Consider the following 23,715-nt stretch of genomic DNA (forward strand, 5'->3'; position numbering starts at 1 on the left):
CAGATGTGTTACAGCACACTGAGGCGTTGCTTTTTATGTTACTTTTCTTAAAAAATCTCTATCTCTACGCCCTTTTGCCAAATTTTCCGATCAGCACGTTTTCTCCTCGTTCCAGCATCTCCATATAATCCGCGTACCATTGCAGCATTTCCCGGCGACCATCCAGATATTGAGCGTGGTTGTAAGTGCCTCGGATGCTGTTTTTATCGACGTGAGCTAGCTGTTTTTCAACCCATGCAGTGTTGAAGTCTTGATCGTGCAGAATGGTACTCATGGTGTGCCGGAATCCGTGACCTGTCGCCCGCCCTGAATATCCCATGCGGCGGATCATGGTATTGATTGCCATATCAGATATATGCTTTCTGTAATCTGTCCGGCTTGGGAAAACATACTGATAACTGCCGCTGATAGGCTGAATCTGCTTCAATAAATCGATAACTTGCTCTGATAATGGCACTACATGAGTACGCCGCATTTTCATTTTTTCGGCTGGAATTGTCCAAACAGCCTTATCTAAATCAATTTCTGACCATTCAGCTTTGCGAAGTTCTCCCGGACGAACGCCGGTTAATATAAGCATTCGCAAAGCCGTTCTGACTATCTGACTTCCCATATATTTATCAATGGAACGGAGAAATTCAGGTAATTCATCTACTGAAAGGTGAGCGTAATGTTCGCGTTGATGAGGGATAAAAGCACTCGCTAAATCGGGAGCTGGATTATATTCTGCCCTGCCAGTAATAATTGCATATGTCCAAACTTCACCACAACGTTGGCGAACTTTCTTTAATTTATCGGTGACGCCTCTCTTTTCCATAATAGAAAGGAGGTCTAATAATTCGAGGGGTTTTATTTCAGCAATCGGGCGATGACCAATATAAGGAAAAACGTCTTTTTCGAATGCGTCCATCATATCTTCACGATAACCAACAGACCATCTGTCTTTTCTTCCCTCGTACCATTCACGCGCAATGCTTTCAAAGGTGTTACTGATTTCGCCCTGAGCCGCCAGTTTCTTTTGTTTTTTATCTTGGTTGGGATCAATACCGTCGGCTATCAGTTTCTTGGCTTCATCACGTTTTCTTCTGGCCTCTGCCAACGTGATAAGCGGAAAAGTACCAATAGCGAGTAATTTTTCTTTTCCTGCAATTCTGTATTTCAGTCGCCAGTATTTAGAACCAGTTGTCTTTACCAACAGATACAAGCCACCGCCATCCGATAGCTTAAAATCTTTATCTTGGGGTTTTACTGTTTCAACTTGCCGGGCTGTTAGTTTCATATTTCTAGCATCCTTGCCCCCTCACAGTAATGGGGGTATTTTTTTAGGGGGTACAGAAAGTTACCCCTATATATACCCCCTGACTGGGGTACATTGCAATAGATGTCAGTAGACGTTACTAGAGTGTTATTTGGGGATTTTCTTTGATTTTATTGGGAAAAGTAGACTTTAAGAGATGCTGCTAGAAGTGTAGATGGCGGAGGAGGAGAGATTCGAACTCTCGGATGGTTTCCCATCGGCGGTTTTCAAGACCGCTGCCTTCAGCCGCTCGGCCACCCCTCCGCAATGCCGAGCACTATAAACATCACTATTCACAATGTAAAGTATTTATATGTTCAATTGACGTTAAATTGTTCACCTCACTGTTTGTTGGATCATTTATTCAGCATTTATAGTGATCTTTCTTGGGAATAAAGGTGATTTTTGCTAAATTGTCGCCATCATTGTAGATTGGTTAAAAAGTTATGTTGGTATTTGAAGGTCGTGAGATCGAAACTGATGCACAAGGTTATCTGAAAAACAGCAGTGACTGGAAAGAAACTATGGCACCACTGCTTGCTGAACAGGAAGATATCACTTTGACCGAACAACATTGGGAAGTGGTTCGTTTTGTGCGCGAATTTTATAAGGAGTTCAACACTTCTCCTGCTATCCGAATGCTAGTCAAAGCAATTTCACAAAAGTATGGCGAAGAAAAAGGAAATAGTCGCTATCTTTATCGTCTATTTCCTAAAGGACCAGCAAAACAAGCAACTAAAATTGCCGGTCTTCCAAAACCAGTAAAATGTATCTGAATCAGTCATCCGTCTTCAATGACGGATGCTGAAATTATCCATCTCTTCTACTTCACAAAAATGTGATTGAAAATGTTCAATCTTTGAACCCGGAGGCCCTCCCTGCTCTAACCAATGGATTAATTTTTTGATTTGCTCCTCATTACCACAAGCAACTATTTTGACACTACCGTCATTCATATTGCGAACATACCCCAATAACTTATTTTTCTTTGCCCAATGATATGTTTGATAGCGAAAACCAACTCCCTGTACTCGTCCATATACATAAATAGTGATACTTTGAATAGTCATCTTTTTTTCCCCCGTAAGCAAAATCAAAGAAATATCTCCTGCTCCCTAATAGGGTATTTTGCCGAAAGTGTGTTGATTTTTCCTTGAATAACAGTTTGGAATCTATTGGGTATAATAACTTTGGCATACTAAGATCACTTTTAGTATTGTATTTTATATACACAACAGCTAACCTGAATTATGGGACGGTGATCACATACCATCCTGCATGCAAGATTCCGGTTACCGGGTGTGCGCTTGAAATTTACCTTTCTGCCCTTATATAAGAGTGATTGCAAGGTTTCTCTGGAGGTGACTATGATGATCGCCAGCAAATTCGGTATCGGTCAGCAAGTAAGGCATAAGTTGCTAGGCTATTTGGGTGTTGTTGTAGATATTGATGCTGAATATTCTTTAGAACAACCGCAGGAAAATGATATTGCATCTAATGCGACTTTACGTTCAGCTCCGTGGTATCACGTTGTGATGGAAGGTGATGATGGACAACCCGTTCACACCTATTTGGCAGAGGCACAATTGACTTACGAGATATCAGATGATCACCCAGAGCATCCTTCTCTGGATGAGTTAGCTGAGTCTATCCGCAGCCAGTTGTTAGCACCAAGGTTAAGAAATTAATACAAATCTCTTCTATTTACTGAAAAAGATTTTAACAATTCTGGTAAGGAAAGGCGGTGAAACAGAAGCGAACATCGCCTTCTTTATTTTTCCACTCCTAAACGGGGAATTTCAATTTTTGGGCAGCGATCCATAACAACGTCTAATCCCTTGCTTTCTGCCAGTAATAAGGAAAGAGACAGCTTCCTCTCCCGAAGGCTTAAGGTTTACGCTGGCTCGAAACACCCAATTGAGAGAGTTGATGAATAAAGAACGATGGGTTTTTCAGCTCCTGCATCAACCATATCTGTTTTTTTGCCCTTGTCAGTGCAACATACAAAAGGTAATTCTCTTCTGTATCAGAAAATTTTTCAGGTTGTGGCAATAGCACCTGTTGTAATACGGAACCTTTTTCTGGTGCAGGAAATCCATCTTTACCTTGCCGTAATCCTAAGATAATTGCGTAATCTGCCTGTTGTCCCTGGGATTCATGGATAGTCATGAACTTAATATGCAAATTCGGCCAACGGGTAGACGCTTTTTTCAATAACTCAGGCTTAAGGTAATGGTAACGAGCCAATAACAAAATAGTCTCTTCGTTGGTGACATAACCACTCATTTTGTCCAGTAATGCTTCCAGTTGTTCTTCAGGCAAAATTACAACTGATTTTTTGTTTTCTTTCATCAAACTACGAGGGGTTAAATTGCTGAATGAATGGCTCACGTGACAGAGATGTTGCTGGATAAATCCATTGGCAATTTCACCAATACTATCATTAAAACGATAAGTGTTATCCAAAACACATTCAGTAATTTCGTCAAAAATACCTCCATCAGAAATACTTTTACCGAAAACCTCTTCGGCAAAATAAAAAGTCGGTTTTGTATCGTTAATTTGATAAATTCTCTGCCAATCATCTGCAACAGCAAATAGATGACTTTGTTTATTTTGTACTCTCAGTGCTGCCAATAGTCTGGTGCTTAATGGAGAAATATTCTGAAAGTCATCCAGCAAAATATGTTTCCACGGGCTAATGAAACGCTCTTTTCCCAGAATATTCACAGCCTGGCGGATCAGACCAGAGCAATCCATCGTTCCTTCTGTTTTTAATGCTAATTTCCAGGCTTTCAATAAAGGGGTCATAAGGCGGATACGTTTTTGAAACAGGCCGGCATATTCAGATGAGGCTTGCTCAATCATCTCTTTTTGGCTGCCACCGTGCATTCTTATTAGCCCCAACCAATGTTCCAAACGACTGGATAAACGAGTCTGCACTTGTTTATCATGCCAGTACTCACCATACGGCAGTTGCCAGCCCAACTCCTCTTCCAACCATTCCCGCCAACCTTTTGCCTGCGCTTTCTTTTCATTACACTGCTTTTGCCATTCCCGAATGAGAAAATCACGGCGTTTCTGAGGATTAGTTTCTAATTCGCTGATCTTGGCAGCATGATTACCAGCTTGCTGAATAATATTGAGTGCCAGCTCATGGAATGTTTGCGCTTTTATCTCTTTTGTTTCCAAACGTAACTGAATACGTTTATTTACCTCATCAGCCGATTGACGCCCACAAGAGAGAAATAAAATCTGTTCAGGAATTGCCTGTTGGCGTAACAATAACCATCCAGCACGCGCTACTAAAACAGCAGTTTTCCCACTCCCCGCACTTCCCATAACTAATATGGATTTTTCACCGTTAACTACAGCCCGGCATTGAGAACAATCGAATGGCAAATTTTCTACAGACTGGAAAAATTCACCATATTGTTCCAACATACGCTCAATCCACTGTTGGTTTATGTGCTTTAATTTCTTCTCTCCTTCATTCAACCAGTCCAAGCAAATCTGATAGTTATCACAGCAATTCTCAAATTGTTTAACTCTTTGTAAGGGTAAAGGGAGGGATTGAAATGTTTCCTGGATTTGTTGCTGTACTAAAGATAAGTCTGCTGCTTTAATCCAACGGTTCTGTTGCCTGATTTTGTCAATTTTATTTACCTGGGCAGCCAGTACCTCAGCACTGATATCACTCATTTCGAGGCTCCATACCTGCCATTTTTTCAGTAAATAATGGTAAAAATACTGTGTTTGCTGCCATTCAGTCCCATGTAAACGGACAACTTTTCCTCCAGGCAATTCAAATTCCAGTTCCCCCCAGACAATCCCTCGCTTACACTGAACATCAATTAATTGATTAAATGGAATTAGGTACTGATGCTTGTCACCACTGACTTCAACGCCAGCATTAAGCAAACGCACCCGATTATATGGATGCCGGGCAAGCCGTTGACCAATTTGTGTTGATTTTAGTTCCATTGTCGTAGCACCGTACCTGAAAATTGTTGAGCGCCCCGCTCATGTAGATGTTGTTAGGAGTATTTTGTGCTAACGGTTTTTTCAAGCTCCCGCCATTTTCTGTATAACAATCACGTTCTCTATTATATTCGTATATTCATTGCGCTAACAGGAACGACTCTCGTTCCCTGGTTATTGCAGGAAGAGCCCAAAATCACGATCCCTCTGACTTTAGGCGTCGTTGCCGCAGCATTAACAGATTTGGATGATCGCTTAGTCGGCCGTTTACACAACCTTATTATCACGTTAATCTCCTTTTTTGTTGCCTCCATATCTATCACTCTGCTTTTTCCTTATCCCTGGCTTTTCTTTTTTGGCCTGGCAATTTCTACTTGTAGTTTTATCCTGCTAGGCGCCTTGGGGCAACGTTATGCTACTATTGCCTTCGGTGCTTTATTGATTGCTATTTATACTATGCTCGGTGCATCCATATTTCCCGTTTGGTATCAGCAACCTTTATTATTACTCACTGGTGCAATCTGGTATAACTTGTTGACATTGGCTGAGCATTTACTGTTTCCTATTCGTCCATTACAAGAAAATCTGGCGCGTTGTTACCACCAGCTTTCTGCATACCTTTACGCCAAAACGAATTTGTTTGACCCCGATACTGAAACAGAAGAATATAAGCAAGCTGTATTTGATGTTGTTATGGCTAACAGCATATTAGTCGCGACACTCAATCAGACCAAAATAGCTTTATTGAGCCGCCTGAAAGGGGATCGAAGACAACAAGGAACCCGTAAGACTCTCCACTATTATTTTATTGTTCAGGATATTCACGAACGGGCCAGTTCATCCCATATTCAATATCAAAAACTGCGGGAAACGTTACGTCACAGCGATATCCTGTTTCGTTTCCAACGCTTATTGTCCATGCAGGCACACGCCTGTGAGCAAGTTTCACAATCCATTTTTCTGCGTAAACAGTATCAGCATAGTTCACGTTTCGAGAATGCTTTCAGCTATCTTGAATGCTCTCTGGAGAGATTAAAAAACCAGCAAACAATTAATGCTAAGATAAGTGCATTCAATAACTTACTGAAAAACTTACGGGCAATTGATGCTCAATTAGCGGGACTCAGTTCTGACCAATATTTCACTTCCCATGGCTGCTCTCACATTGATAAATCAAGCAATGAAAATCAAAGCCATGATAAACAAGAAGATACGCAATTATCCGATGAAACTTTAACGGGTTGGCGCGATATTTGGTTTCGGCTCCACAGCAATCTGACGCCAAAATCAGCCCTATTCCGCCATGCTGTTCGTATGTCTGCTCTGCTATGTATTGGTTATGCGATTATTCAACTGTTTGATTTACAACGGGGCTATTGGATCTTGCTGACTAGCCTATTTGTTTGCCAACCTAACTATAGTGCAACCCGTCGTCGTTTAGTCTCCCGTATTATTGGCACCCTGGCAGGCATTTTGATTGGGTTACCCATTCTCTACCTTGTGCCTTCTATTGAAGGGCTGTTATTGTTGATCGTGATTTCAGGTGTACTATTTTTTGCTTTCCGTAATATTCAATATGCATATGCAACCCTGTTTATTACGTTGCTGGTTCTGTTAAATTTTAATTTACTGGGAGAAGGTTTTGAAGTCGCTTTACCCAGAATCACAGACACGCTGATCGGTTGTGGTATTGCTTTACTGGCAGTGAGTTTTATCTGGCCTGACTGGAAGCTCCACCAATTACCGCATGTTATTATCTGCACTATGAGTGCAAATTGTCGTTATCTCAATGCAATTGTGCTGCAATATCATCAAGGAAAAAGTAATTGTCTGAATTATCGGGTCGCTCGTCGTAATGCCCACAATTGCGACGCTGAATTGGCATCAGTGATCTCAAACATGTCATCAGAACCCAAAAATCATCGCAACTCTCAGAAGGCGGCATTTCGTCTGCTTTATCTTAACCATACAATGCTGAGTTATATTTCTGCTTTAGGAGCACATCGCGATAAACTTAATGATCCCGTCATCCTGAAAATACTTAATGATGCAATCTATCATGTTGAATTTGCATTACAGCAAGACAGAATCGATGAGACGTTTCTTCAGTATATTTCAGAACATTTGATCAAAAGAAGTAATCAACTGACTTCTGATAACAATAAAGTTCAGCTTGTATTACAGCAGGTAGTGTTACTGATTGAATTATTGCCGGAGATTGTTACATTAAAAAAATACTGCTCTCTCCTGCTATACTGAAATCATTGCAGGAGCCAAACTGTATATCACCAATACGAATCCCAACTCAATTAAAATACCAAAGATAGGAGCATAGCCCCTATCTTTCATTTTTATCATGCAGGGTAATTTTAATTACTACATTCTAATTCTTTATGCCAAAGCAACAAATCATGTCGTAGTTTTTCTGGTAAAACAGCGACATGACAACCTTCTATTGCACCAGCCAACGCAAGCAATACATTAACACTCATCTTTTTCCTATTTCGTTGCAATTTAAGATAAGACGCTTTTGCTCCCAACACGCGCAATTCTTCTACTTTAGATATGCCTACTTTCCATAATTGACGTTCCAGGGCTATCCCCAAATTGGGAAGATCCTTTAACCTAAGAGGTATTTTCTGCCTGCTGATAATATCTGCTAATGTACATTGATAGGCCAAGTTGATATATTCAAATAATTGTTTTTGATCCTGCCAAAGTGATTCACCGACTCGGTAATACCGCAAAACCACTGGAATGCCCCTTTTTGAATAGATAAACTTTTCCATTCCTCTGACTTTAAATAATACCTCTGCATGACTATATCCTCGTAAATAAAGCTCTCCCTCAGAACTCAGGGCGAACAAGACTCCATCAATTGATAATCCAACTCCACCAAATTGAGACTTCTTTTTAAGTTTTCCCAGTGAAGATACACTATGTTCCAATTGATCAAAACGAGCCCCAGATAAAAACATTTTTATCACTCCATGAATTATATCCTGCTTAAATATTTTATGTGCTATATCCATGTTTGCTATTAATGAAATAGATAACAAGAACAAGTAATTAAAACCATACTCAATCTGTTCCAACCTGCCAATCACTAAGTTAGAAAAAAACTATTTTATGTGAATTTTTGCGAAGTGCTTTGAAAAAAATACCCTTGCCTTTAGACAAACAACAGAGTACTGTATAAATATACACACATCATGGTGGGGTGAGTTATGAATATTCAATTAATTTTGGAATATCTTATTGAGAATAAAATTGGCCGTAATAGAACTCAAAAAATAAATAATGTGACAAATATCACATCTCCAAAATTACAATTCTCTATTGAATCTGGTCAGTCCACTATACAGGCAAAAAATGCTATGGTTAGAGAACTTCTCTACAATGAGCAGCAACCTACGATCAGTCAAATCCTTCTTCCTTTATTACATCAATCCGGGAATGAAAATAGATGGTTACTCTGGATTTCACCTAATAGGAAACTAAGCCGTCAATGGCTAATAAATTCAGGCTTACCTTTGAGTAAAATTGTTCAGTTAAACCAAATCCTTCCCATAGCCTCTCCTGATGCCATGGAGAAAGCACTAGCAAGTGGTAATTACAGTGTAGTTTTAGGATGGCTACCAGAATTATCTGAATATGAGGTACAAAAATTACAGTTGGCTGCTCATAAAGGTACGGCATTAGGTTTGATTATGCGTCCACAGAATTTATCCGGACAACTCAAAATATTACCAAGCACAATAAAAGTTCATTCTATTTACTATCATTGAATTAAATTAGGATTTATCCTAATATTTTTTATAGTAAATAATTCGCCACTAATATGTGTTCTTATTCATAAGAAAATTCAACGTATTATAACAGTAAATATCGTAAGTTACCGTCAGTAACATTTAGCAATTGTCATTGTATATTTTAAAAATTTGCGCCACGCATCATAGTGTACTTGTAAGTTTTAAAGTTCGTTGTAGACTTTACAAAGTCGGGATTGTACTTGCTGATCTTATATTTCAGGAGCAATCTATTGATAGAAGTACATATACCCAACTAAATATCTCAACTAATGGCCAATAATAAGACTTTTAAGGCTAACTGCTCATTTGGATGATAACGAGGCGTACAATGAAGAAGACAGCTATCGCAGTGGCAGTAGCAACTTTCGCAACTGTTGCTCAAGCAGCTCCCAAAGAAAATACCTGGTATGCTGGTGCTAAGTTAGGCTGGTCCCATTTTAATAAGACAAAATTTACTGACTTTGGTTCTAATGCAGCAACAGCGTTTACAACATATAATAAAGGAGTGTTCGAGGGAGTGATACATGAACCAAATTTTCGCCATACCCAGCCGTTTGCCGCAACAGGTGATGCGACAGACAGAAATCAACTAGGTGCTGGGGCTTATATAGGCTATCAGGCAACTCCATATTTGGGTTTCGAACTGGGTTATGACTGGTTAGGGAACATAAAATATAAAAGCTCCGCCAATAATGGAGATTTTCGTGCTCAGGGTGTCCAGTTGACAGCAAAATTAAGTGTTCCGGTTATGAATGATTTAGATGTTTATACCCGCCTGGGAGGGATGGTATGGCATTCAAAGGTTTCAGCCCATTATAATTCTAAAGATATATCTTATACAGGTAAATTTTTCCTTCAAAATATAGATTCGTTATCCGGCTGGTCGCCAACTACAGACAAGGTAAATGTGAAAACCAGTAGCACAGGTATTTCTCCATTAATAGCGATTGGTGCTGAGTACGCACTAACCAAAAATCTGGCAACTCGTTTGGATTACCAGTGGACCCCCAAAGTAGGTCGAGGAGGAGATGGTAACTCACGTCTGGATGGTCGGGAGGCCGCTATCGGGGCTCGTCCAGATATTGGACTGCTAACTGTTGGTATTTCTTATCGTTTTGGTCAGGATGAAGCCCCCCTGATTGCAGCACCTGTTACTCCGGCTCCAACTCCGGCTATCGAGAAAAAGAGTTTTACCCTACGCTCAGATGTTCTGTTCAACTTCAATAAATCAACATTGAAACCTAAAGGCAAGTACGAGCTGGATAATCTCTATAACCAACTAACGAAAATTGATCCAACTCAGGGACACGTTTTGGTAGTCGGTTATACTGACCGTATTGGTAGTCAACGCTATAATTTGCCACTGTCTCAAAAACGTGCTCAATCTGTTGTAGACTACCTGGTAGCAAAAGGTATCCCTGCAAACAGTATTCAAGCTGAAGGTCGCGGTAAAGAAGATCCTGTTACTGGGTCAGCATGTAATAACATCAAAGCTCGCGCCAAATTGATTGATTGCCTGGCCCCAGACCGTCGGGTAATCATCAATATTCAAGGTACTCAGGAAATTAATCAGACTCAATCTAAAGTATCTCTGTAATAGGCTCATTAGTAATAGAAGTGCAAACCCCATGTTCACGCATGGGGTTTTATTTTGCAGTAAGCTTCGTCTGTCATCGTGCTATAAGTTGTTGGATTCATTTCCCTAAAATAGCAGCCAAATCCTGTTTCAAGCTCAACATCTGGTGAGTGTATTTTTCTTTATATTCGGCATCTTCCAATAACTGCACTATTGTTTCTGATAACGTCTTACCTCGGCGCTGGGAGAGATTTGAAAGGCGCTGCCAGACATGAAAATCCAAATCAATAGACTTTTTACGTGAATGCTGATGTTCAGCATTAAAATGGCGTTTACGTCGTGCCCGAATGGTTTGTTTCATGCGATTGGATAAATCTTGATTCATGTGCTGTGATATCCATTGCATTACCTTGACAGGTTCTCGTTCCAGTTTCAGCAATTCACTAACTGCATCCTGAGCAGCACTTTTTTCAATATATTTAGTAATTAGCTCACCTTCACGATGCTTTTTTACCAAATAAGCCCATTTCCAGCCACATTCCAGATTTTCCAATTGTTGATATTTCATTTCATCTCTCAGTGACAGCGTAACTTAAATTAAGCATAGCAATTATTTATCTAAATTGCTCATAACAACACAAGATACTGAAATATTTTATGGGCAGTTAATGAGTTAGCACGAATATTATCTTTTTCAAAGATTATAACATGTTGGTTCACTGCCTAATCTTGTATAATAAATGTTTCTTTTTTCACTACATGTAGCTATCACTTTGACGAATCTAAAATTAGACTGGCAGTCGTTACAGCCAGACAGTGCACCTTATCAATCACTTTTCAATTCTGTTGCTGAATTGCCTGCTATTACTATAGAAGCAATTCAACCCAGATTGCATAATGGACTAACACTTTTTTGTCAGGCCAACTTACGTCAATCTTTTATGTTGCTAAAAGCAGAGGAGAGTGATGCCTATCTGGCTCTTCTGTCTGATACAGTTTCTGCATTATTACCAGAAAATCGTCCCAATGTTGGAGGCTACTATCAGATTGAACACCAAACCATCACATGGCACCCGTCTGGTGAAGGCCCTTTCTCACCAAATCAGCGTGTTGCTTATCGTGAGTGGATTGAACCGGAACAATTGTTTGGTAATATTTATACACATCAAGGCGTGCTTCAGTTACAACCAGGGCTTATTCATCACGTTAATGGTGGAGTCCTGATTTTACCTCTGCGCACTCTGTTATCCCAACCACTAATGTGGGTTCGCCTCAAGCAGATGATCATTCAGCGCCGTTTTGATTGGTTATCACATGATGAGAATCGTTCCTTACCTCTGCCAATTCCCTCTATTCCATTAAATTTACATCTGATTCTTGTAGGAGATCGGTTGAGCCTTGAAGAGTTACACGCAATCGAACCAGAGCTGGCAAGTAACGCTTTATACAGTGAATTTGAACTGGATATGCTATTCCATGAAGAAGCGGATCTGGCAATATGGTGCCGCTATGTCAACGGACTCATTCAGCAACAAAAATTCCCATCTTTGAGTGCTGATGCATGGCCAGAATTACTCAGACAAGCTATCCGCTATACTGAAGATCAATTCAGCCTGCCTTTAGATATCCAGTGGTTGAACCAAAAACTGACAACGGCAACCAATTATCAGCAGAAAAATCAGATTACACTTCATTCTCTGCAACAGGCAGAAGAGAATCGACGTTGGCGCCATGCATACTTGGCTGAGCGTAGTATAGATGAAATCCTGAAAGGCCAAATATTGATCCGCACTCAGGGTGCTGTTATTGGTCAAATTAACGGGTTATCCGTACTTGAATATCCGGGCTATCCAGATCCCATCGGTGAACCCTCTCGTATCAGTTGTGTTGCCCATTTAGGCGATGGGGAATTTATTGATGTAGAGCGTAAGGTTGAACTGGGTGGCAATATTCATGCAAAAGGCATGATGATCATGCAGGCTTATCTGATCTCTGAATTGAAACTGGATCAACCACAGCCATTCTCTGCTTCGATTGTATTTGAACAATCCTATGGGGAAGTTGATGGGGATAGCGCTTCATTGGCAGAATTATGTGCATTAATCAGTGCCCTGTCACAACAACCTATTGACCAGCAAATCGCTGTCACAGGTGCAGTAGACCAATTCGGTTTTGTTCAACCAATTGGTGGCGTTAATGAAAAGATTGAAGGTTTCTTCCATGTGTGCAACTGCCGTGAATTGACTGGTTCACAAGGTGTAATTATTCCAATGGCCAATGTACAACACCTATGTCTGCATCAGGATATTGTTAACGCTGTGAAAAGTGGCAAATTCCATATTTGGGCTGTTGAACACGTATCCGAAGCCGCTTCATTATTGACCGGTATTCCTTACTATGATGCACAAAACTATGATGCACAAAAAGAACACTTGTTAGCTATGATATACGAGCGTATTACCCAAGTGAATAATCAAGAACGTCCTAAATTACCTTGGTTCTTACGCTGGTTAGGTTAGTGAACCTATATCTGATCGGAGTTGTTCAGCGTACAACTGTACGCTATTCTTTAGCCTTACCCAATGATAAGGCTATTTCAAAATATGTTTAAAAGACAAGAGTCCTACACGAAAGAAGAACTTCTAGCCTCTGGAAAAGGTCAGTTATTTGGTGAGAATGGGCCACCACTCCCTTCTGGCAATATGTTAATGATGGATCGCATCATTAAGATGACAGAAGACGGTGGCACTTATAATAAGGGGTATATCGAAGCTGAGCTCGATATTCATCCTCACCTGTGGTTTTTTGATTGCCATTTTATCAATGATCCCGTTATGCCTGGTTGCCTTGGCCTTGATGCAATGTGGCAACTTGTTGGTTTCTTCATGGGCTGGCTTGGTGGTGAAGGCAAAGGTCGTGCACTTGGTGTTGGAGAAGTAAAATTTACAGGACAGGTGTTACCAACAGCTAAAAAAATCACTTATCGCATTAATTTTAAACGTGTGATTAACCGTAAACTTATTATGGGTCTGGCTGATGGTGAAGTATTAGTGGATGGTAAACTTATCTACACAGCAACCGATCTGAAAGTAGGCGTATTCAAAGACACCAGTAATTTTTGATATTCTTGTATTACTTACCAATCCTTCACCTATGGCAATCACCTCCGCTAATTGTGCAGAGGTGATTTTCTTGAGCTGAGTTATTAACTAAATACAGAATAAAAAAACAGCAAAGCAAACTCAATTAATTGATAATCAAATAACCTTATTACTCTGAATAATTGATTAACCCTGTGAAGCTATCTGACTGGTAATGGACTGAGTCAACTGATTATAACCCGTGGCCAAAGTGCGCACTAATTCCGCATAACCATCTTTCGTTTGTTTCAATTCTAAGTTAAATGCTCGCTTAACCACTTCTTTCTGTTTAGATAAGACCCAATATCCCTGAATAGTAACCCGCCCATCATATCGCCCATGAAAAGCTGTTATTGTGACATCCAGTGCATCAGCATTCTTCTCTATTGGTTGATCAGAAACCAACCTTTGTGGAAATGCAGAACTCAACTGATTAACTAAAATTTGGTGTAATTGTTGTTCCAGTGGACTTGCCCATAAGTGATTTGAGGCATCACTATAAGTGACATCTCCCGTTTGATAAACAATGCCAGATGATGCGAGATAATCAACGAGGTGTACCCTTTTTACCCATAACTGACGCTCTTGATTGGTATCTATCCTGCTTACCTCTGAAGTTATTGTTGAAACAGGTAATTGGTAATAAATTTTTTTCGATTGGCTACTACTGCACCCCGAAATTAATAGGTTTCCCATAATCAAGAAACTGACAGGAATTAAAAGAGCCAATCTTAACATCAACTTTTTCATTAATTACGCGCCTTTTTGGGTTCCGGATCTGGAGTTGCTTCTGCTTCAAATACCAATGCGTTGCTCTTATTGTTCAGCGTTTTCAATACTGGCTGCAATTCGCGCAAGACCTGATCCAGGCGCTGCATACTATCAACCAATTTGTTGTAAACCGGCGATCCTGGCTGAATACCCTGCATACTGCGATTTAATTCATTCAACGTATTATGTATATCTTGGGGAAGATTTTGAGCTTCTTTACTTGCAAGAATGCTATTTAACTCATTCATGGTCTTATGTGCTGCCTTGATTGTTTTCTGGCTCTCTTCTAACGTTCGTGTTGCCTGAATAAAGACTGGCTCAATTGGCATTTGATTAATTTTGTTTAGAGCCATGATAACTTTTTGTTGAATTTGAGCTAATCCACCACTTATGGTTGGTAAAATTTCATAACTGGCAAGTTTTCGCGGGCCTTTCCATGCTTTCTCATCGGAATAAAAATCCAGATCAATGTACAGTGCCCCTGTCAGTAAGTTTCCTGTTTTCAAAGAAGCCCTTAAACCACGGGAAATAATTTCTTCCAACTCTTTATCTGTATAGAAACCATCACCAATTTCTTTCTCAAACCGTTCAGGTTCCATATGAATTAAGACAGGAATACGAAAATCGCTATCAAGGCGCTGTCTGATCCCATCAGTATAAAAAGGAACTTTTGCTACCGTACCTACCCGTATACCACGAAATTCGACAGGCGCTCCCGGTTGCAATCCTCTGACCGAATCAGAGAAGAAGAGTAAGAAATCTCTGTGTTCTGTATAAAGTGAGTTTTCAATATTTTTTTCATTATCGTAAAGTCTAAAAATTTCTTTTTCTTTAACCGGACTACCTAAGTCCCAACCTTTCGGCACATCAAAACTCACACCTCCGGCAAACAAAGTCGATAATGCAGCTACTTCAACTCTCAGCCCCTGTGAAGAAACATCAAAAGCAATACCACTGTCTTTCCAAAACCGGACATTAGTTGTCAGTAGTCCATCATAAGGGGCATTAACAAAAATCTGATACTTGGCTAAGCGAGATTTAGGATCAAAAGTACTTGTTTCCACTGAACCAACACGATATCCACGAAATAAAACCGGATCACCGGGAGATAGTCGTCCTGCTTTCTCGCTGGTTAAAACTAACCGAATACCTTTGGCATCAGGCGAAGCCAAAGGTGGTGCATCTAATAATGAAAATTTTCTTTCTTCACTACCTTCATTGCCGGGTTGTAATTCAATAAATACCCCAGATAACAAGGTACTCAGCCCAGAAACGCCTTCACGACCAATTTGGGGTTTTACAACCCAAAATGCAGTATCTTTATGTAATAACCTCTCCATACCATCATTTAAGCGCGCTTTGATAATCACCTCACCTAAGTTATCGCTTAATGACACTCTTTCAACCACACCAACATTAACACTGCGGCTTTTTATTTTCGTTTTTCCGGCTTCAATACCTTCAGCATTAGACGTTATCAGAGTGACTTCGGGCCCTTGATGGCTAAAGTGATAAAATAATATCCAGGCTCCAATAAGCACGGTAACAATCGGTACGATCCATATAGGTGACCAACTCTTAAGTTTACTGATCCTGGCCTGAGTCAGTTTCTCTTCTTTATCCGTCACCTTACGATTCCTCATTCTTCTGTAACTCAAATTTCTTATTAGCTTTATCCCAGGTTAAGCGTGGATCAAATGTCATTGACGCAAACATTGTCAAAATCACCACCAAAGCAAATAATATTGCTCCTGTTGCAGGATAGATACTCATGAACTGCCCCATGCGTACTAATGTCGATAAAACAGCAATAACAAAAACATCAATCATTGACCAGCGCCCAACAAATTCCACTACTTCGTAAATCAAATGCATAGTTTCCGAGTTATATCTGCCGTGACTTTTAGCGTCCCAGCATAACCAGCAGATAGAGAACATTTTCAGCAAAGGCACCATAATACTGGCAATAAAAATAACCAGAGCAACCGGATAAGAGCCAGTACTCCAGAGCAAAATAATGCCTTCCAAAATGGTTGAGTTAATGTGACTTCCTAACGTCTGAGTCACCATGATCGGCAATGCATTCGCTGGAATATAAAGTATGGCTGATGTGACTAATAGCGCCATAGTCCATTGAAGACTATAGTGACGGCGAGCATGTCCTTTTGAGTGGCAACGAGGACATTGATGTTGTTGAGCAGGCAAAATAGCAGTACAACATTGACACAATCTGATGCCCTGAACTAAACCGGGTTTACCCGCTTGCAGAAGCATACACACTTTGGGTGCAGATTCTATATCATTCCAAATCCAATATCTGTCAAGGCATTGGAACGCTCTGACCTGAAACAGGCAAAAAAGACAGTAAGGCAGAAAACTCAGACCAACCGCAATATCGCCATAAGCCATAAGCTTAACGAAACTAACCAGCACGCCGGCTAAAAAGATCTCAGCCATACACCAGGTTTTCATCTGAAACAAAATACGCGCCAACTCAATTTTTAGCCGACGTGCTATTTTAATGTTCTGACATAAAAGGATAATGGAAATCATGCAGAATGCAGGTACAAGCTGCACAAAGATCAAGAAGAATACAGCTATGCTCGAATAATCTTCACTGAACATAACCTCTGGGATCTCTGTCAAAGTAATTTCATTGACAATACCCGCAACATTCATGCTGACGAAGGGAAACAGGCAAGCAAGAAATAACATTAATAATGAACTTACTGCATAACCTGTCGGTTGATTACGTGGTTCTTTCCACTTTGCAGTCAGTAAAGTGTCACATCGTGGACAAACCGCCTTATTTCCTTCCTCCAGGTCAGGTAAGGCCACCAGCATATCGCATTGGGAGCATAAAACCAGTTTGTCATGCTGATGATTGTCAGAACACAAAGTACCTCTCCTGTAACAAATCAATGCCGCTTTTTCTTATTTAGCCCTGTAAATTGCCGCTGTATTAGCGGCAATTTGTACACTATCGGATATATATGCAGCAAATATCATCCATTTTTCATCATTTCCAGCTCCTGCCAGCGATCAAAAGCTTTTTCTAATTTTTGCTCTTTATCTGCCAGTTTCTGCAACACGTTTTGTGTAATTTCGTATGATTGACTAAAAAATTCTGGATCACTGACCTGAGTTTGTAGCTGTTCTATCTCTTGTTCCAACGTTTCCAATAATGATGGTAGTTGTTCTAACTCTCTGAGTAAATGGTAACTTATCTTATTATTTGAGCATTTCGTCGTTTCCTTGGCTTTAACCGGTTTGGCTTCCACTCTCTCCTTTTTTACGGAAGACTGGCGTAAAGAGACTGTTTGTGCCCGTTGCTGCTGAGCATCAAAGTATCCACCCACATAGTTGTTGATTTCTCCATTACCTTCAAAAATCCAACATTCTGTCACTGAATTGTCAACAAACTGACGATCATGGCTTACCAAAATCACTGTACCGCTATAACTATCCACGAGTTCTTCCAGTAACTCCAGCGTTTCAACGTCGAGATCATTGGTAGGTTCATCAAGAATAAGCAAATTGCTGGGTTTCAAGAACAAACGCGCTAACAGCAGGCGGTTACGTTCACCACCCGAAAGCGCCCGAACAGGTGTCATTGCCCGTTTAGGATGGAAAAGGAAATCTTGCAGATAACCCAAAACATGACGTGGTCGCCCGTTTACTACCACTTCCTGTTTACCTTCGGCAAGGTTATCCATCACCGTCTTGTCCGGATCAAGAGCTGCACGATGCTGATCAAAATAAGCGACGTCAAGTTTTGTTCCGCAATGGATCCGACCACTATCTGCCGACAAATCTCCCAACATCAACTTCAATAATGTTGTTTTGCCACAACCATTCGGCCCGACTAAAGCAATTTTGTCACCACGTTGAATTTGAGCCGAGAAATTCTTGACTAATGGCTTATCACCAATCTGATAATTAACATTTTCCAGTTCGAACACAATCTTACCGGAGCGTGTCGCCTCTTCGACCTGCATTTTTGCCATGCCAATAACATTACGGCGTTCAGAACGCTCTACACGCAATGCTTTCAGTGCCCTTACCCGCCCTTCATTGCGGGTACGGCGTGCTTTAATCCCCTGACGGATCCAAACTTCTTCCTGAGCCAGTTTTTTATCAAATTCAGCATTCTGTAGTTCTTCGACCCGTAAAGCTTCTTCTTTACCTTCAAGGTATTTATCATAATTTCCCGGCCATGAAATCAGTTTTCCACGATCCAAATCGACAATTCGAGTCGCCATACTGCGGATAAACGAACGGTCATGGGAAATAAAAACTAAGCTGCCATTAAAATCTTTCAGGAAATTTTCCAACCACTCAATCGTATTAATATCAAGATGGTTAGTTGGTTCATCAAGGAAAAGCACTTTTGGTGAACTGACCAAAGCCCTTCCTAAAGCGGCTTTACGTAACCAACCTCCTGACAGAGAAGATAATTTCGCTTCGGCAGGCAAAGAAAGCTGTTTTAATACATCATTAATGCGGCTATCGAGTAACCAAAGACCGCGAATATCTAACACTTCCTGCAATTCCGCCAATCGGTTAAGGTTTTTGTCGCTAGGATCTGTTTCTACCAAACGTGAAGTTTGATGAAATGCTTTGATATATTCTGCCTGCTCTTTTACTCCTTCAGCAACAAAATCAAATACGGTTCCTTCTACATCACGAGGAGGATCTTGTTGCAAACGGGCGACAATCAGATCCTGCTCATAGGTAACTTGCCCGTCATCCAGCATCTGTTCTTTCGACAGTACACGCAATAAGGTAGATTTCCCTGCCCCATTGCGACCAACCAGACACACTCTCTCATTTTCTTCGATATGTAACTCAGCATTATCCAATAACGGCGCATCACTGAATGATAACCAAGCACCAGATAAACTAATCAATGACATAATATTATTTTTCCTCGCCAACGTGACGCAGCAACCAGCAATTATGGATCTGGCGGTTACGGGCAAAATCTTGAGATAAAGTTTTTTCTGTAATTTCTTCTGCAACCAGACCTAACTTCTCAAGTTCAACAAAATCCATTTTAAAACCACGCTTATTGTTGGAGAACATTAAAGTTCCGCCCCGGCGAAGCAAGCGTTTCAGCCCTTTCATTAAGGTAATATGATCACGTTGAACATCGAATGTCTCTTCCATACGTTTGGAATTGGAGAATGTCGGAGGGTCAATAAAAATCAGATCAAATTGTTCACGTGTCTGTGCCAGCCAACTCAAACAATCAGACTGAATCAAACGATGCTGACGACCAGTCAGGCCATTTACCTGCAAGTTTTTCTCAGCCCACTCAAGGTAAGTGCGGGACATATCCACTGTGGTCGTCGAGCGAGCGCCTCCCAAACCGGCATGAACGGTTGCTGAACCGGTATAGGCAAATAAATTGAGGAAATCTTTTCCTTGGCTCATTTCGCCCAGTTTCCGGCGGGCAATACGGTGATCGAGAAATAGTCCTGTATCCAGATAATCTGTCAGATTAACCCAGAATTTCGCCCCATATTCGTCCACCAAAAAGAATTCTTTCTTTTCAGCGAGTTTTTCATATTGATTTTTGCCTTTCTGACGCTGACGAGTTTTCAGGATCAGCTGATTAGATTGCAATCCGAGCACATTCATTGTTGCACTGATCACATCAAATAGACGTTGACGAGCTTTATTGGCATCAACAGACTTAGGGGGTGAGTATTCCTGAACAATAACTTTATCAGCATAGCGATCAACTGCTACATTATATTCCGGTAAATCTGCATCATATAATCGATAGCAATCAATACCCTGCTGCTTAGCCCATTTACTCAACTTCTTCTCATTTTTACGCAAACGATTCGCATAATCTTCGGCAATACCGCTATCCAGTGATTGAGGTTTGTCTGATAACTGCGTGTTTTTCTGGATGGAAGAGTTTGTCTGGACAAAATAGTTTTTCTGAACACAATCCAAAGGACCATTTTTCGCTTTAAACTCACGTTCAGCCCGCAATTGCAGGCAACTTAACAATTCTGGTGAAGCACTGAATAGAGATAAACGCCAGCCTGAAAAACGGCTTTTCATGATCCGGCCAAATACATTGTGCAAAGCAATCAGCGCAGGCTCACTTTCAAGACGTTCTCCATAAGGCGGGTTACTCAATACTGTACCTGTTACCCCTTCCGGCAATGGGTTTTCCAGCTTACTTGCATCTCCCTGCTGGAATTGGATCAATTGGGAAACTCCAGCTCTTCTGGCATTTGAGCGCGCCATATCCATAGCCCGCCGGTCAATATCTATACCAAAAAAGCGGGAAGTCGTTTCTTGCAGTCCCTTTCTGAAACGCACCTGCGCTTCTGTAGCAACTTCACGCCAGATTGTTTCATTGAATTTCAACCATGAAGTGAATCCCCAATGTTGACGGTGTAAACCAGGGGCACAATTTGCCGCCATCATTGCCGCTTCAATCAATAACGTTCCTGAACCACACATCGGATCAACCATCGGCGTTCCCGCATTCCAACCAGAACGCAAGACAATCGCTGCGGCCAAATTTTCCTTTAAAGGGGCTTGTCCGGCCAAATCACGATAACCACGGATATGCAACCCGTCGCCACTTAAATCCAGGGAGACAGTTGCTTTTTCTTTATTCAGGAAGACATTAATACGCACATCCGGTTGCTGTTTAGCAACATCGGGACGCTGCTTTATTTTACGCATAAAGCAGTCAACAATGGCATCTTTTACTTTCAGAGCGCCATATTGTGTATTTCTGATTTCTTCATTTGTACCACTGAAATGGACTGAAAATGTACTATCTACTGAAAAAATCTCAGTCCAGTCAATAGATTGAACTCCCAGATACAGATCCAGGTCACTGTATACCTTGAATTCATTAAGCGGAAGCAGGATTCGGGATGCCAGTCTGCTCCAGAGCAGACTTTTATACATCACTCGTTCATCACCTTTAAAATGAACCCCGCCTTGGGCAATCTTGCAGGATTGCGCACCCAGTATTTCCAGTTCGTTTTTCAACAGTTCTTCCAGTCCACGTGCCGTGCTGGCAAAGAGAGAGTTCATACTATTATTCACCAAGACTATTATTTACCAAGAAATGTACCACCAAAAAAATTGCTGCCATTATAGCTAATACCAGCAACATGTCATAAGATTGCTCACTATGAACAAAAATCAACCTGTTTTTTTATGTGTTACTGCGTATTGTGTTACTGCGGAACTGTACGAAAAAATGCCGGAGACTCTCGATGATCAGATATTAGTTAAGATAGTGAAAGAGAGGAAAAATCAGCCTTTGATTGATGTCGATATAGCTCAATATTTATAAGCTATATAGTTAATTTGTTGTCTTCCCATAATACAATAACGTTAGATTACCTTGTCATATATTGGCGACTGGGCGGGTTCAATATAAGGCATTAAACGATCATTCATTATTTTGATCGGATCACAAAAGTTCATCACGCGATCACCGAGATCTAATTTTTGCTGCACTAATAAGCATACGCTGGCACTATCTCCAGCTTCAGCAACCATAAACAGAATTTCTGTTCCATCATTTTGTAAACGCACCTGAACAATTTCTCCTTGCTCCGGTTTAGTCATTAAAGAAAAAACAGAAAAATACCAGCTTCTAGGCATTTGTGGTTTCATAAAGCGAAACGCAACTAATCCATTTAGTGCTAATTCAGCCCTGAGCTCTGGTGCAATATTAATGCGGCGGGAATATTCTTCGAAAGTATAATAAAGTGCTGCATCATCGACAGAAAAACAACTTTCTTTCATTGTGGTTGCATAAATAGTCAACATTTTGGCAGGAAAACGGGAACGAAAAACCATACCATTAGCAAGATCGAGCATGACACGATTATGTTCGGCATCAAAATACCAGCACCACTGATCATCAGGTCTAATTCTCATTGCTTACCCTTTTATACTCAAAATAGTTTACTTGTTTAAAAATAAGCACCACCATCATGGAGATTCAAAAGAATTGATAAAAGATTAATCTGCCAGACAAAATATAGACGAATTGGGGGCAGAAATAAACCCCCAACACAAAACCTTTAATACAAGATTGTAGCGAATACTCAGATATAATTGACAATATCTTTGATTAATTTTGGCCCTTTATAAATAAAACCAGAGAATATCTGAATCAATGAAGCTCCTGCTTCCATTTTTTCTCTGGCAGAAACCAGGGAGTCAATTCCACCAACACCAATAATTGGTATTTCATCTTTTAATTCCTGAGAAAGACGTCGAATAATCTCTGTGCTGCGCAGTTGTACAGGACGACCACTCAAACCACCAGCTTCATGACAGTGACTCAATCCTGCAATAATCTTTCTATCTAATGTGGTATTAGTCGCAATAACACCATCAATGTGATGACGTATTAAACTATCTGCAATTTTTACTAATTCTTCTTCTGTAAGGTCTGGTGAAATTTTCACAGCAACGGGAACGTACTTTTGATATTTTAGTTGTAGTTCACTTTGTTTATTTTTAATCGCAGACAAGAGATCATCCAGCGCTTCACCATACTGTAATGTTCTCAGGCCCGGTGTATTAGGTGAAGAGATATTAATCGTAATATAACCTGCATGAGGATAAACTTTATCCATGCAAATTAAATAATCATCTTTACCATTTTCTACTGGTGTATCTTTATTTTTACCAATATTAATTCCGATAATTCCGTCGTATTTTGCTCTTTTGACATTCTCGACCAGATTATCAACGCCAAGATTATTAAAACCCATCCGATTAATAATGCCTTCCGCTTCAACAACGCGGAATAATCTCGGCTTATCATTCCCGGCTTGTGGTCGTGGTGTTACTGTACCAATTTCAACAAAACCAAAGCCCATCGCACCAAATGCATCAATGCAATCACCATTCTTATCAAGACCAGCGGCTAAACCAAGAGGATTTTTAAATGATAATCCCATACAAGTGACGGGCTTAGTAGCAACTGATTGGCGGATGAGGAATTCGAAAGGAGTATCGGTAACAAGTTTAAGCTGGCGGAAAGTAAGTTCATGTGCTTGTTCCGGATCAAGCTGGAACAATGCCTTTTTTAGAAGAGAATAATACATGCAATCTCCTGCAAGCATAATGACA

At 40.5% G+C, this 23,715-nt stretch carries 20 protein-coding genes, 1 tRNA gene and 1 pseudogene; 8 read left to right on the top strand and 14 right to left on the bottom strand.

Annotated elements, in window-relative coordinates; translation table 11 throughout:
* Window positions 1-64: 64 nt before the first annotated feature.
* Together Xind_RS08170 and Xind_RS08175 are read right to left on the bottom strand one after the other, a co-directional pair.
* Complete coding sequence (locus Xind_RS08170) at window positions 65-1,279, bottom strand: tyrosine-type recombinase/integrase (RefSeq protein ID WP_187649827.1); 1,215 nt, start codon at window positions 1,277-1,279, stop codon at window positions 65-67.
* A 194-nt stretch (window positions 1,280-1,473) separates the two neighbouring features.
* A tRNA-Ser gene (locus Xind_RS08175) sits at window positions 1,474-1,561 on the bottom strand.
* Between the two features lie 182 nt (window positions 1,562-1,743).
* On the opposite strand from Xind_RS08175, the gene tusE reads away from it, so the two are divergent.
* The gene (gene tusE, locus Xind_RS08180; RefSeq protein WP_047678867.1) at window positions 1,744-2,073 is read left to right on the top strand and encodes a sulfurtransferase TusE; all 330 of its coding nucleotides are present in this window, start codon (window positions 1,744-1,746) and stop codon (window positions 2,071-2,073) included.
* Between the two features lie 15 nt (window positions 2,074-2,088).
* On the opposite strand, the gene yccX is transcribed toward tusE, so the two are convergent.
* Window positions 2,089-2,367, bottom strand: a complete 279-nt coding sequence (gene yccX, locus Xind_RS08185; RefSeq protein ID WP_187649828.1) for an acylphosphatase — start codon at window positions 2,365-2,367, stop codon at window positions 2,089-2,091.
* A gap of 297 nt (window positions 2,368-2,664) precedes the next feature.
* On the opposite strand from yccX, the gene hspQ reads away from it, so the two are divergent.
* Window positions 2,665-2,985 carry a heat shock protein HspQ gene (gene hspQ / locus Xind_RS08190; RefSeq protein ID WP_176551317.1) on the top strand — a complete coding sequence of 107 codons (321 nt, stop codon included), beginning with the start codon at window positions 2,665-2,667 and terminating at the stop codon, window positions 2,983-2,985.
* Window positions 2,986-3,068: 83 nt separating this feature from the next.
* Here the strand turns inward: hspQ and Xind_RS21115 are convergent.
* Both Xind_RS21115 and helD read right to left on the bottom strand, forming a co-directional pair.
* A pseudogene (locus Xind_RS21115) lies at window positions 3,069-3,152 on the bottom strand (CoA-binding protein); the annotation flags it as partial.
* 32 nt (window positions 3,153-3,184) lie between these two features.
* On the bottom strand, window positions 3,185-5,281 hold the full coding sequence (gene helD / locus Xind_RS08195) for a DNA helicase IV (protein WP_047678871.1): 2,097 nt from the start codon (window positions 5,279-5,281) through the stop codon (window positions 3,185-3,187).
* A 66-nt stretch (window positions 5,282-5,347) separates the two neighbouring features.
* Here helD and yccS point away from each other — a divergent pair, with 66 nt between their 5' ends.
* The gene (gene yccS, locus Xind_RS08200) at window positions 5,348-7,537 is read left to right on the top strand and encodes a YccS family putative transporter (protein ID WP_187649829.1); all 2,190 of its coding nucleotides are present in this window, start codon (window positions 5,348-5,350) and stop codon (window positions 7,535-7,537) included.
* 110 nt (window positions 7,538-7,647) lie between these two features.
* On the opposite strand, the gene Xind_RS08205 is transcribed toward yccS, so the two are convergent.
* Complete coding sequence (locus Xind_RS08205) at window positions 7,648-8,256, bottom strand: TfoX/Sxy family DNA transformation protein (protein ID WP_047678875.1); 609 nt, start codon at window positions 8,254-8,256, stop codon at window positions 7,648-7,650.
* A 249-nt stretch (window positions 8,257-8,505) separates the two neighbouring features.
* Between Xind_RS08205 and sulA the strand changes: the two genes are divergently transcribed.
* Window positions 8,506-9,066: an SOS-induced cell division inhibitor SulA gene (sulA, locus tag Xind_RS08210; protein ID WP_072032481.1), complete on the top strand. Its 561-nt coding sequence runs from the start codon at window positions 8,506-8,508 to the stop codon at window positions 9,064-9,066.
* 352 nt (window positions 9,067-9,418) lie between these two features.
* A complete protein-coding gene (gene ompA / locus Xind_RS08215; protein ID WP_187649830.1) occupies window positions 9,419-10,687 on the top strand; it encodes a porin OmpA in 1,269 nt (422 codons plus the stop codon).
* A 97-nt stretch (window positions 10,688-10,784) separates the two neighbouring features.
* On the opposite strand, the gene matP is transcribed toward ompA, so the two are convergent.
* Window positions 10,785-11,234 carry a macrodomain Ter protein MatP gene (gene matP / locus Xind_RS08220; protein ID WP_047678879.1) on the bottom strand — a complete coding sequence of 150 codons (450 nt, stop codon included), beginning with the start codon at window positions 11,232-11,234 and terminating at the stop codon, window positions 10,785-10,787.
* 205 nt (window positions 11,235-11,439) lie between these two features.
* On the opposite strand from matP, the gene Xind_RS08225 reads away from it, so the two are divergent.
* Both Xind_RS08225 and fabA read left to right on the top strand, forming a co-directional pair.
* Window positions 11,440-13,185: an AAA family ATPase gene (locus Xind_RS08225; RefSeq protein ID WP_187649864.1), complete on the top strand. Its 1,746-nt coding sequence runs from the start codon at window positions 11,440-11,442 to the stop codon at window positions 13,183-13,185.
* 84 nt (window positions 13,186-13,269) lie between these two features.
* Window positions 13,270-13,788 carry a bifunctional 3-hydroxydecanoyl-ACP dehydratase/trans-2-decenoyl-ACP isomerase gene (gene fabA, locus Xind_RS08230; protein ID WP_047678881.1) on the top strand — a complete coding sequence of 173 codons (519 nt, stop codon included), beginning with the start codon at window positions 13,270-13,272 and terminating at the stop codon, window positions 13,786-13,788.
* A gap of 165 nt (window positions 13,789-13,953) precedes the next feature.
* On the opposite strand, the gene pqiC is transcribed toward fabA, so the two are convergent.
* From pqiC to rlmKL, 5 genes are all read right to left on the bottom strand, one after another.
* Complete coding sequence (pqiC, locus tag Xind_RS08235) at window positions 13,954-14,556, bottom strand: membrane integrity-associated transporter subunit PqiC (RefSeq protein ID WP_047678883.1); 603 nt, start codon at window positions 14,554-14,556, stop codon at window positions 13,954-13,956.
* Window positions 14,556-16,220 carry an intermembrane transport protein PqiB gene (gene pqiB / locus Xind_RS08240; protein ID WP_187649831.1) on the bottom strand — a complete coding sequence of 555 codons (1,665 nt, stop codon included), beginning with the start codon at window positions 16,218-16,220 and terminating at the stop codon, window positions 14,556-14,558. Before pqiB ends, pqiC begins: the two co-directional genes overlap by 1 nt.
* Window positions 16,207-17,475: a membrane integrity-associated transporter subunit PqiA gene (gene pqiA / locus Xind_RS08245; protein WP_047678887.1), complete on the bottom strand. Its 1,269-nt coding sequence runs from the start codon at window positions 17,473-17,475 to the stop codon at window positions 16,207-16,209. Before pqiA ends, pqiB begins: the two co-directional genes overlap by 14 nt.
* 107 nt (window positions 17,476-17,582) lie before the next feature.
* On the bottom strand, window positions 17,583-19,493 hold the full coding sequence (locus Xind_RS08250; RefSeq protein WP_187649832.1) for an ABC transporter ATP-binding protein: 1,911 nt from the start codon (window positions 19,491-19,493) through the stop codon (window positions 17,583-17,585).
* Window positions 19,494-19,497: 4 nt separating this feature from the next.
* The gene (rlmKL, locus tag Xind_RS08255) at window positions 19,498-21,651 is read right to left on the bottom strand and encodes a bifunctional 23S rRNA (guanine(2069)-N(7))-methyltransferase RlmK/23S rRNA (guanine(2445)-N(2))-methyltransferase RlmL (RefSeq protein WP_187649833.1); all 2,154 of its coding nucleotides are present in this window, start codon (window positions 21,649-21,651) and stop codon (window positions 19,498-19,500) included.
* 100 nt (window positions 21,652-21,751) lie between these two features.
* Here rlmKL and Xind_RS08260 point away from each other — a divergent pair, with 100 nt between their 5' ends.
* Window positions 21,752-21,916 (top strand): hypothetical protein, encoded by a 165-nt coding sequence (locus Xind_RS08260; RefSeq protein WP_187649834.1) that lies wholly within the window; start codon window positions 21,752-21,754, stop codon window positions 21,914-21,916.
* A gap of 41 nt (window positions 21,917-21,957) precedes the next feature.
* Here the strand turns inward: Xind_RS08260 and Xind_RS08265 are convergent, their stop codons facing one another.
* Complete coding sequence (locus Xind_RS08265) at window positions 21,958-22,509, bottom strand: cell division protein ZapC (protein ID WP_047678893.1); 552 nt, start codon at window positions 22,507-22,509, stop codon at window positions 21,958-21,960.
* Window positions 22,510-22,679: 170 nt separating this feature from the next.
* Entirely contained in the window at window positions 22,680-23,690 is a 1,011-nt protein-coding gene (pyrD, locus tag Xind_RS08270) for a quinone-dependent dihydroorotate dehydrogenase (RefSeq protein WP_047678895.1), read from the bottom strand.
* Window positions 23,691-23,715: the final 25 nt, after the last annotated feature.

Origin of the sequence: Xenorhabdus indica (genome assembly GCF_014467235.1) — a bacterium.
In the GTDB taxonomy this organism is placed as follows: domain Bacteria; phylum Pseudomonadota; class Gammaproteobacteria; order Enterobacterales; family Enterobacteriaceae; genus Xenorhabdus; species Xenorhabdus indica.

Coding starts and splice junctions, on each gene's coding strand:
- Xind_RS08170 (WP_187649827.1), bottom strand. CDS start 1,279: ATGAAACTAACAGCCCGGCAAGTTGAAACAGTAAAACCCCAAGATAAA.
- tusE (WP_047678867.1), top strand. CDS start 1,744: ATGTTGGTATTTGAAGGTCGTGAGATCGAAACTGATGCACAAGGTTAT.
- yccX (WP_187649828.1), bottom strand. CDS start 2,367: ATGACTATTCAAAGTATCACTATTTATGTATATGGACGAGTACAGGGA.
- hspQ (WP_176551317.1), top strand. CDS start 2,665: ATGATGATCGCCAGCAAATTCGGTATCGGTCAGCAAGTAAGGCATAAG.
- helD (WP_047678871.1), bottom strand. CDS start 5,281: ATGGAACTAAAATCAACACAAATTGGTCAACGGCTTGCCCGGCATCCA.
- Xind_RS08205 (WP_047678875.1), bottom strand. CDS start 8,256: ATGTTTTTATCTGGGGCTCGTTTTGATCAATTGGAACATAGTGTATCT.
- sulA (WP_072032481.1), top strand. CDS start 8,506: ATGAATATTCAATTAATTTTGGAATATCTTATTGAGAATAAAATTGGC.
- ompA (WP_187649830.1), top strand. CDS start 9,419: ATGAAGAAGACAGCTATCGCAGTGGCAGTAGCAACTTTCGCAACTGTT.
- matP (WP_047678879.1), bottom strand. CDS start 11,234: ATGAAATATCAACAATTGGAAAATCTGGAATGTGGCTGGAAATGGGCT.
- fabA (WP_047678881.1), top strand. CDS start 13,270: ATGTTTAAAAGACAAGAGTCCTACACGAAAGAAGAACTTCTAGCCTCT.
- pqiC (WP_047678883.1), bottom strand. CDS start 14,556: ATGAAAAAGTTGATGTTAAGATTGGCTCTTTTAATTCCTGTCAGTTTC.
- pqiB (WP_187649831.1), bottom strand. CDS start 16,220: ATGAGGAATCGTAAGGTGACGGATAAAGAAGAGAAACTGACTCAGGCC.
- Xind_RS08250 (WP_187649832.1), bottom strand. CDS start 19,493: ATGTCATTGATTAGTTTATCTGGTGCTTGGTTATCATTCAGTGATGCG.
- rlmKL (WP_187649833.1), bottom strand. CDS start 21,651: ATGAACTCTCTCTTTGCCAGCACGGCACGTGGACTGGAAGAACTGTTG.
- Xind_RS08260 (WP_187649834.1), top strand. CDS start 21,752: ATGAACAAAAATCAACCTGTTTTTTTATGTGTTACTGCGTATTGTGTT.
- Xind_RS08265 (WP_047678893.1), bottom strand. CDS start 22,509: ATGAGAATTAGACCTGATGATCAGTGGTGCTGGTATTTTGATGCCGAA.
- pyrD (WP_047678895.1), bottom strand. CDS start 23,690: ATGTATTATTCTCTTCTAAAAAAGGCATTGTTCCAGCTTGATCCGGAA.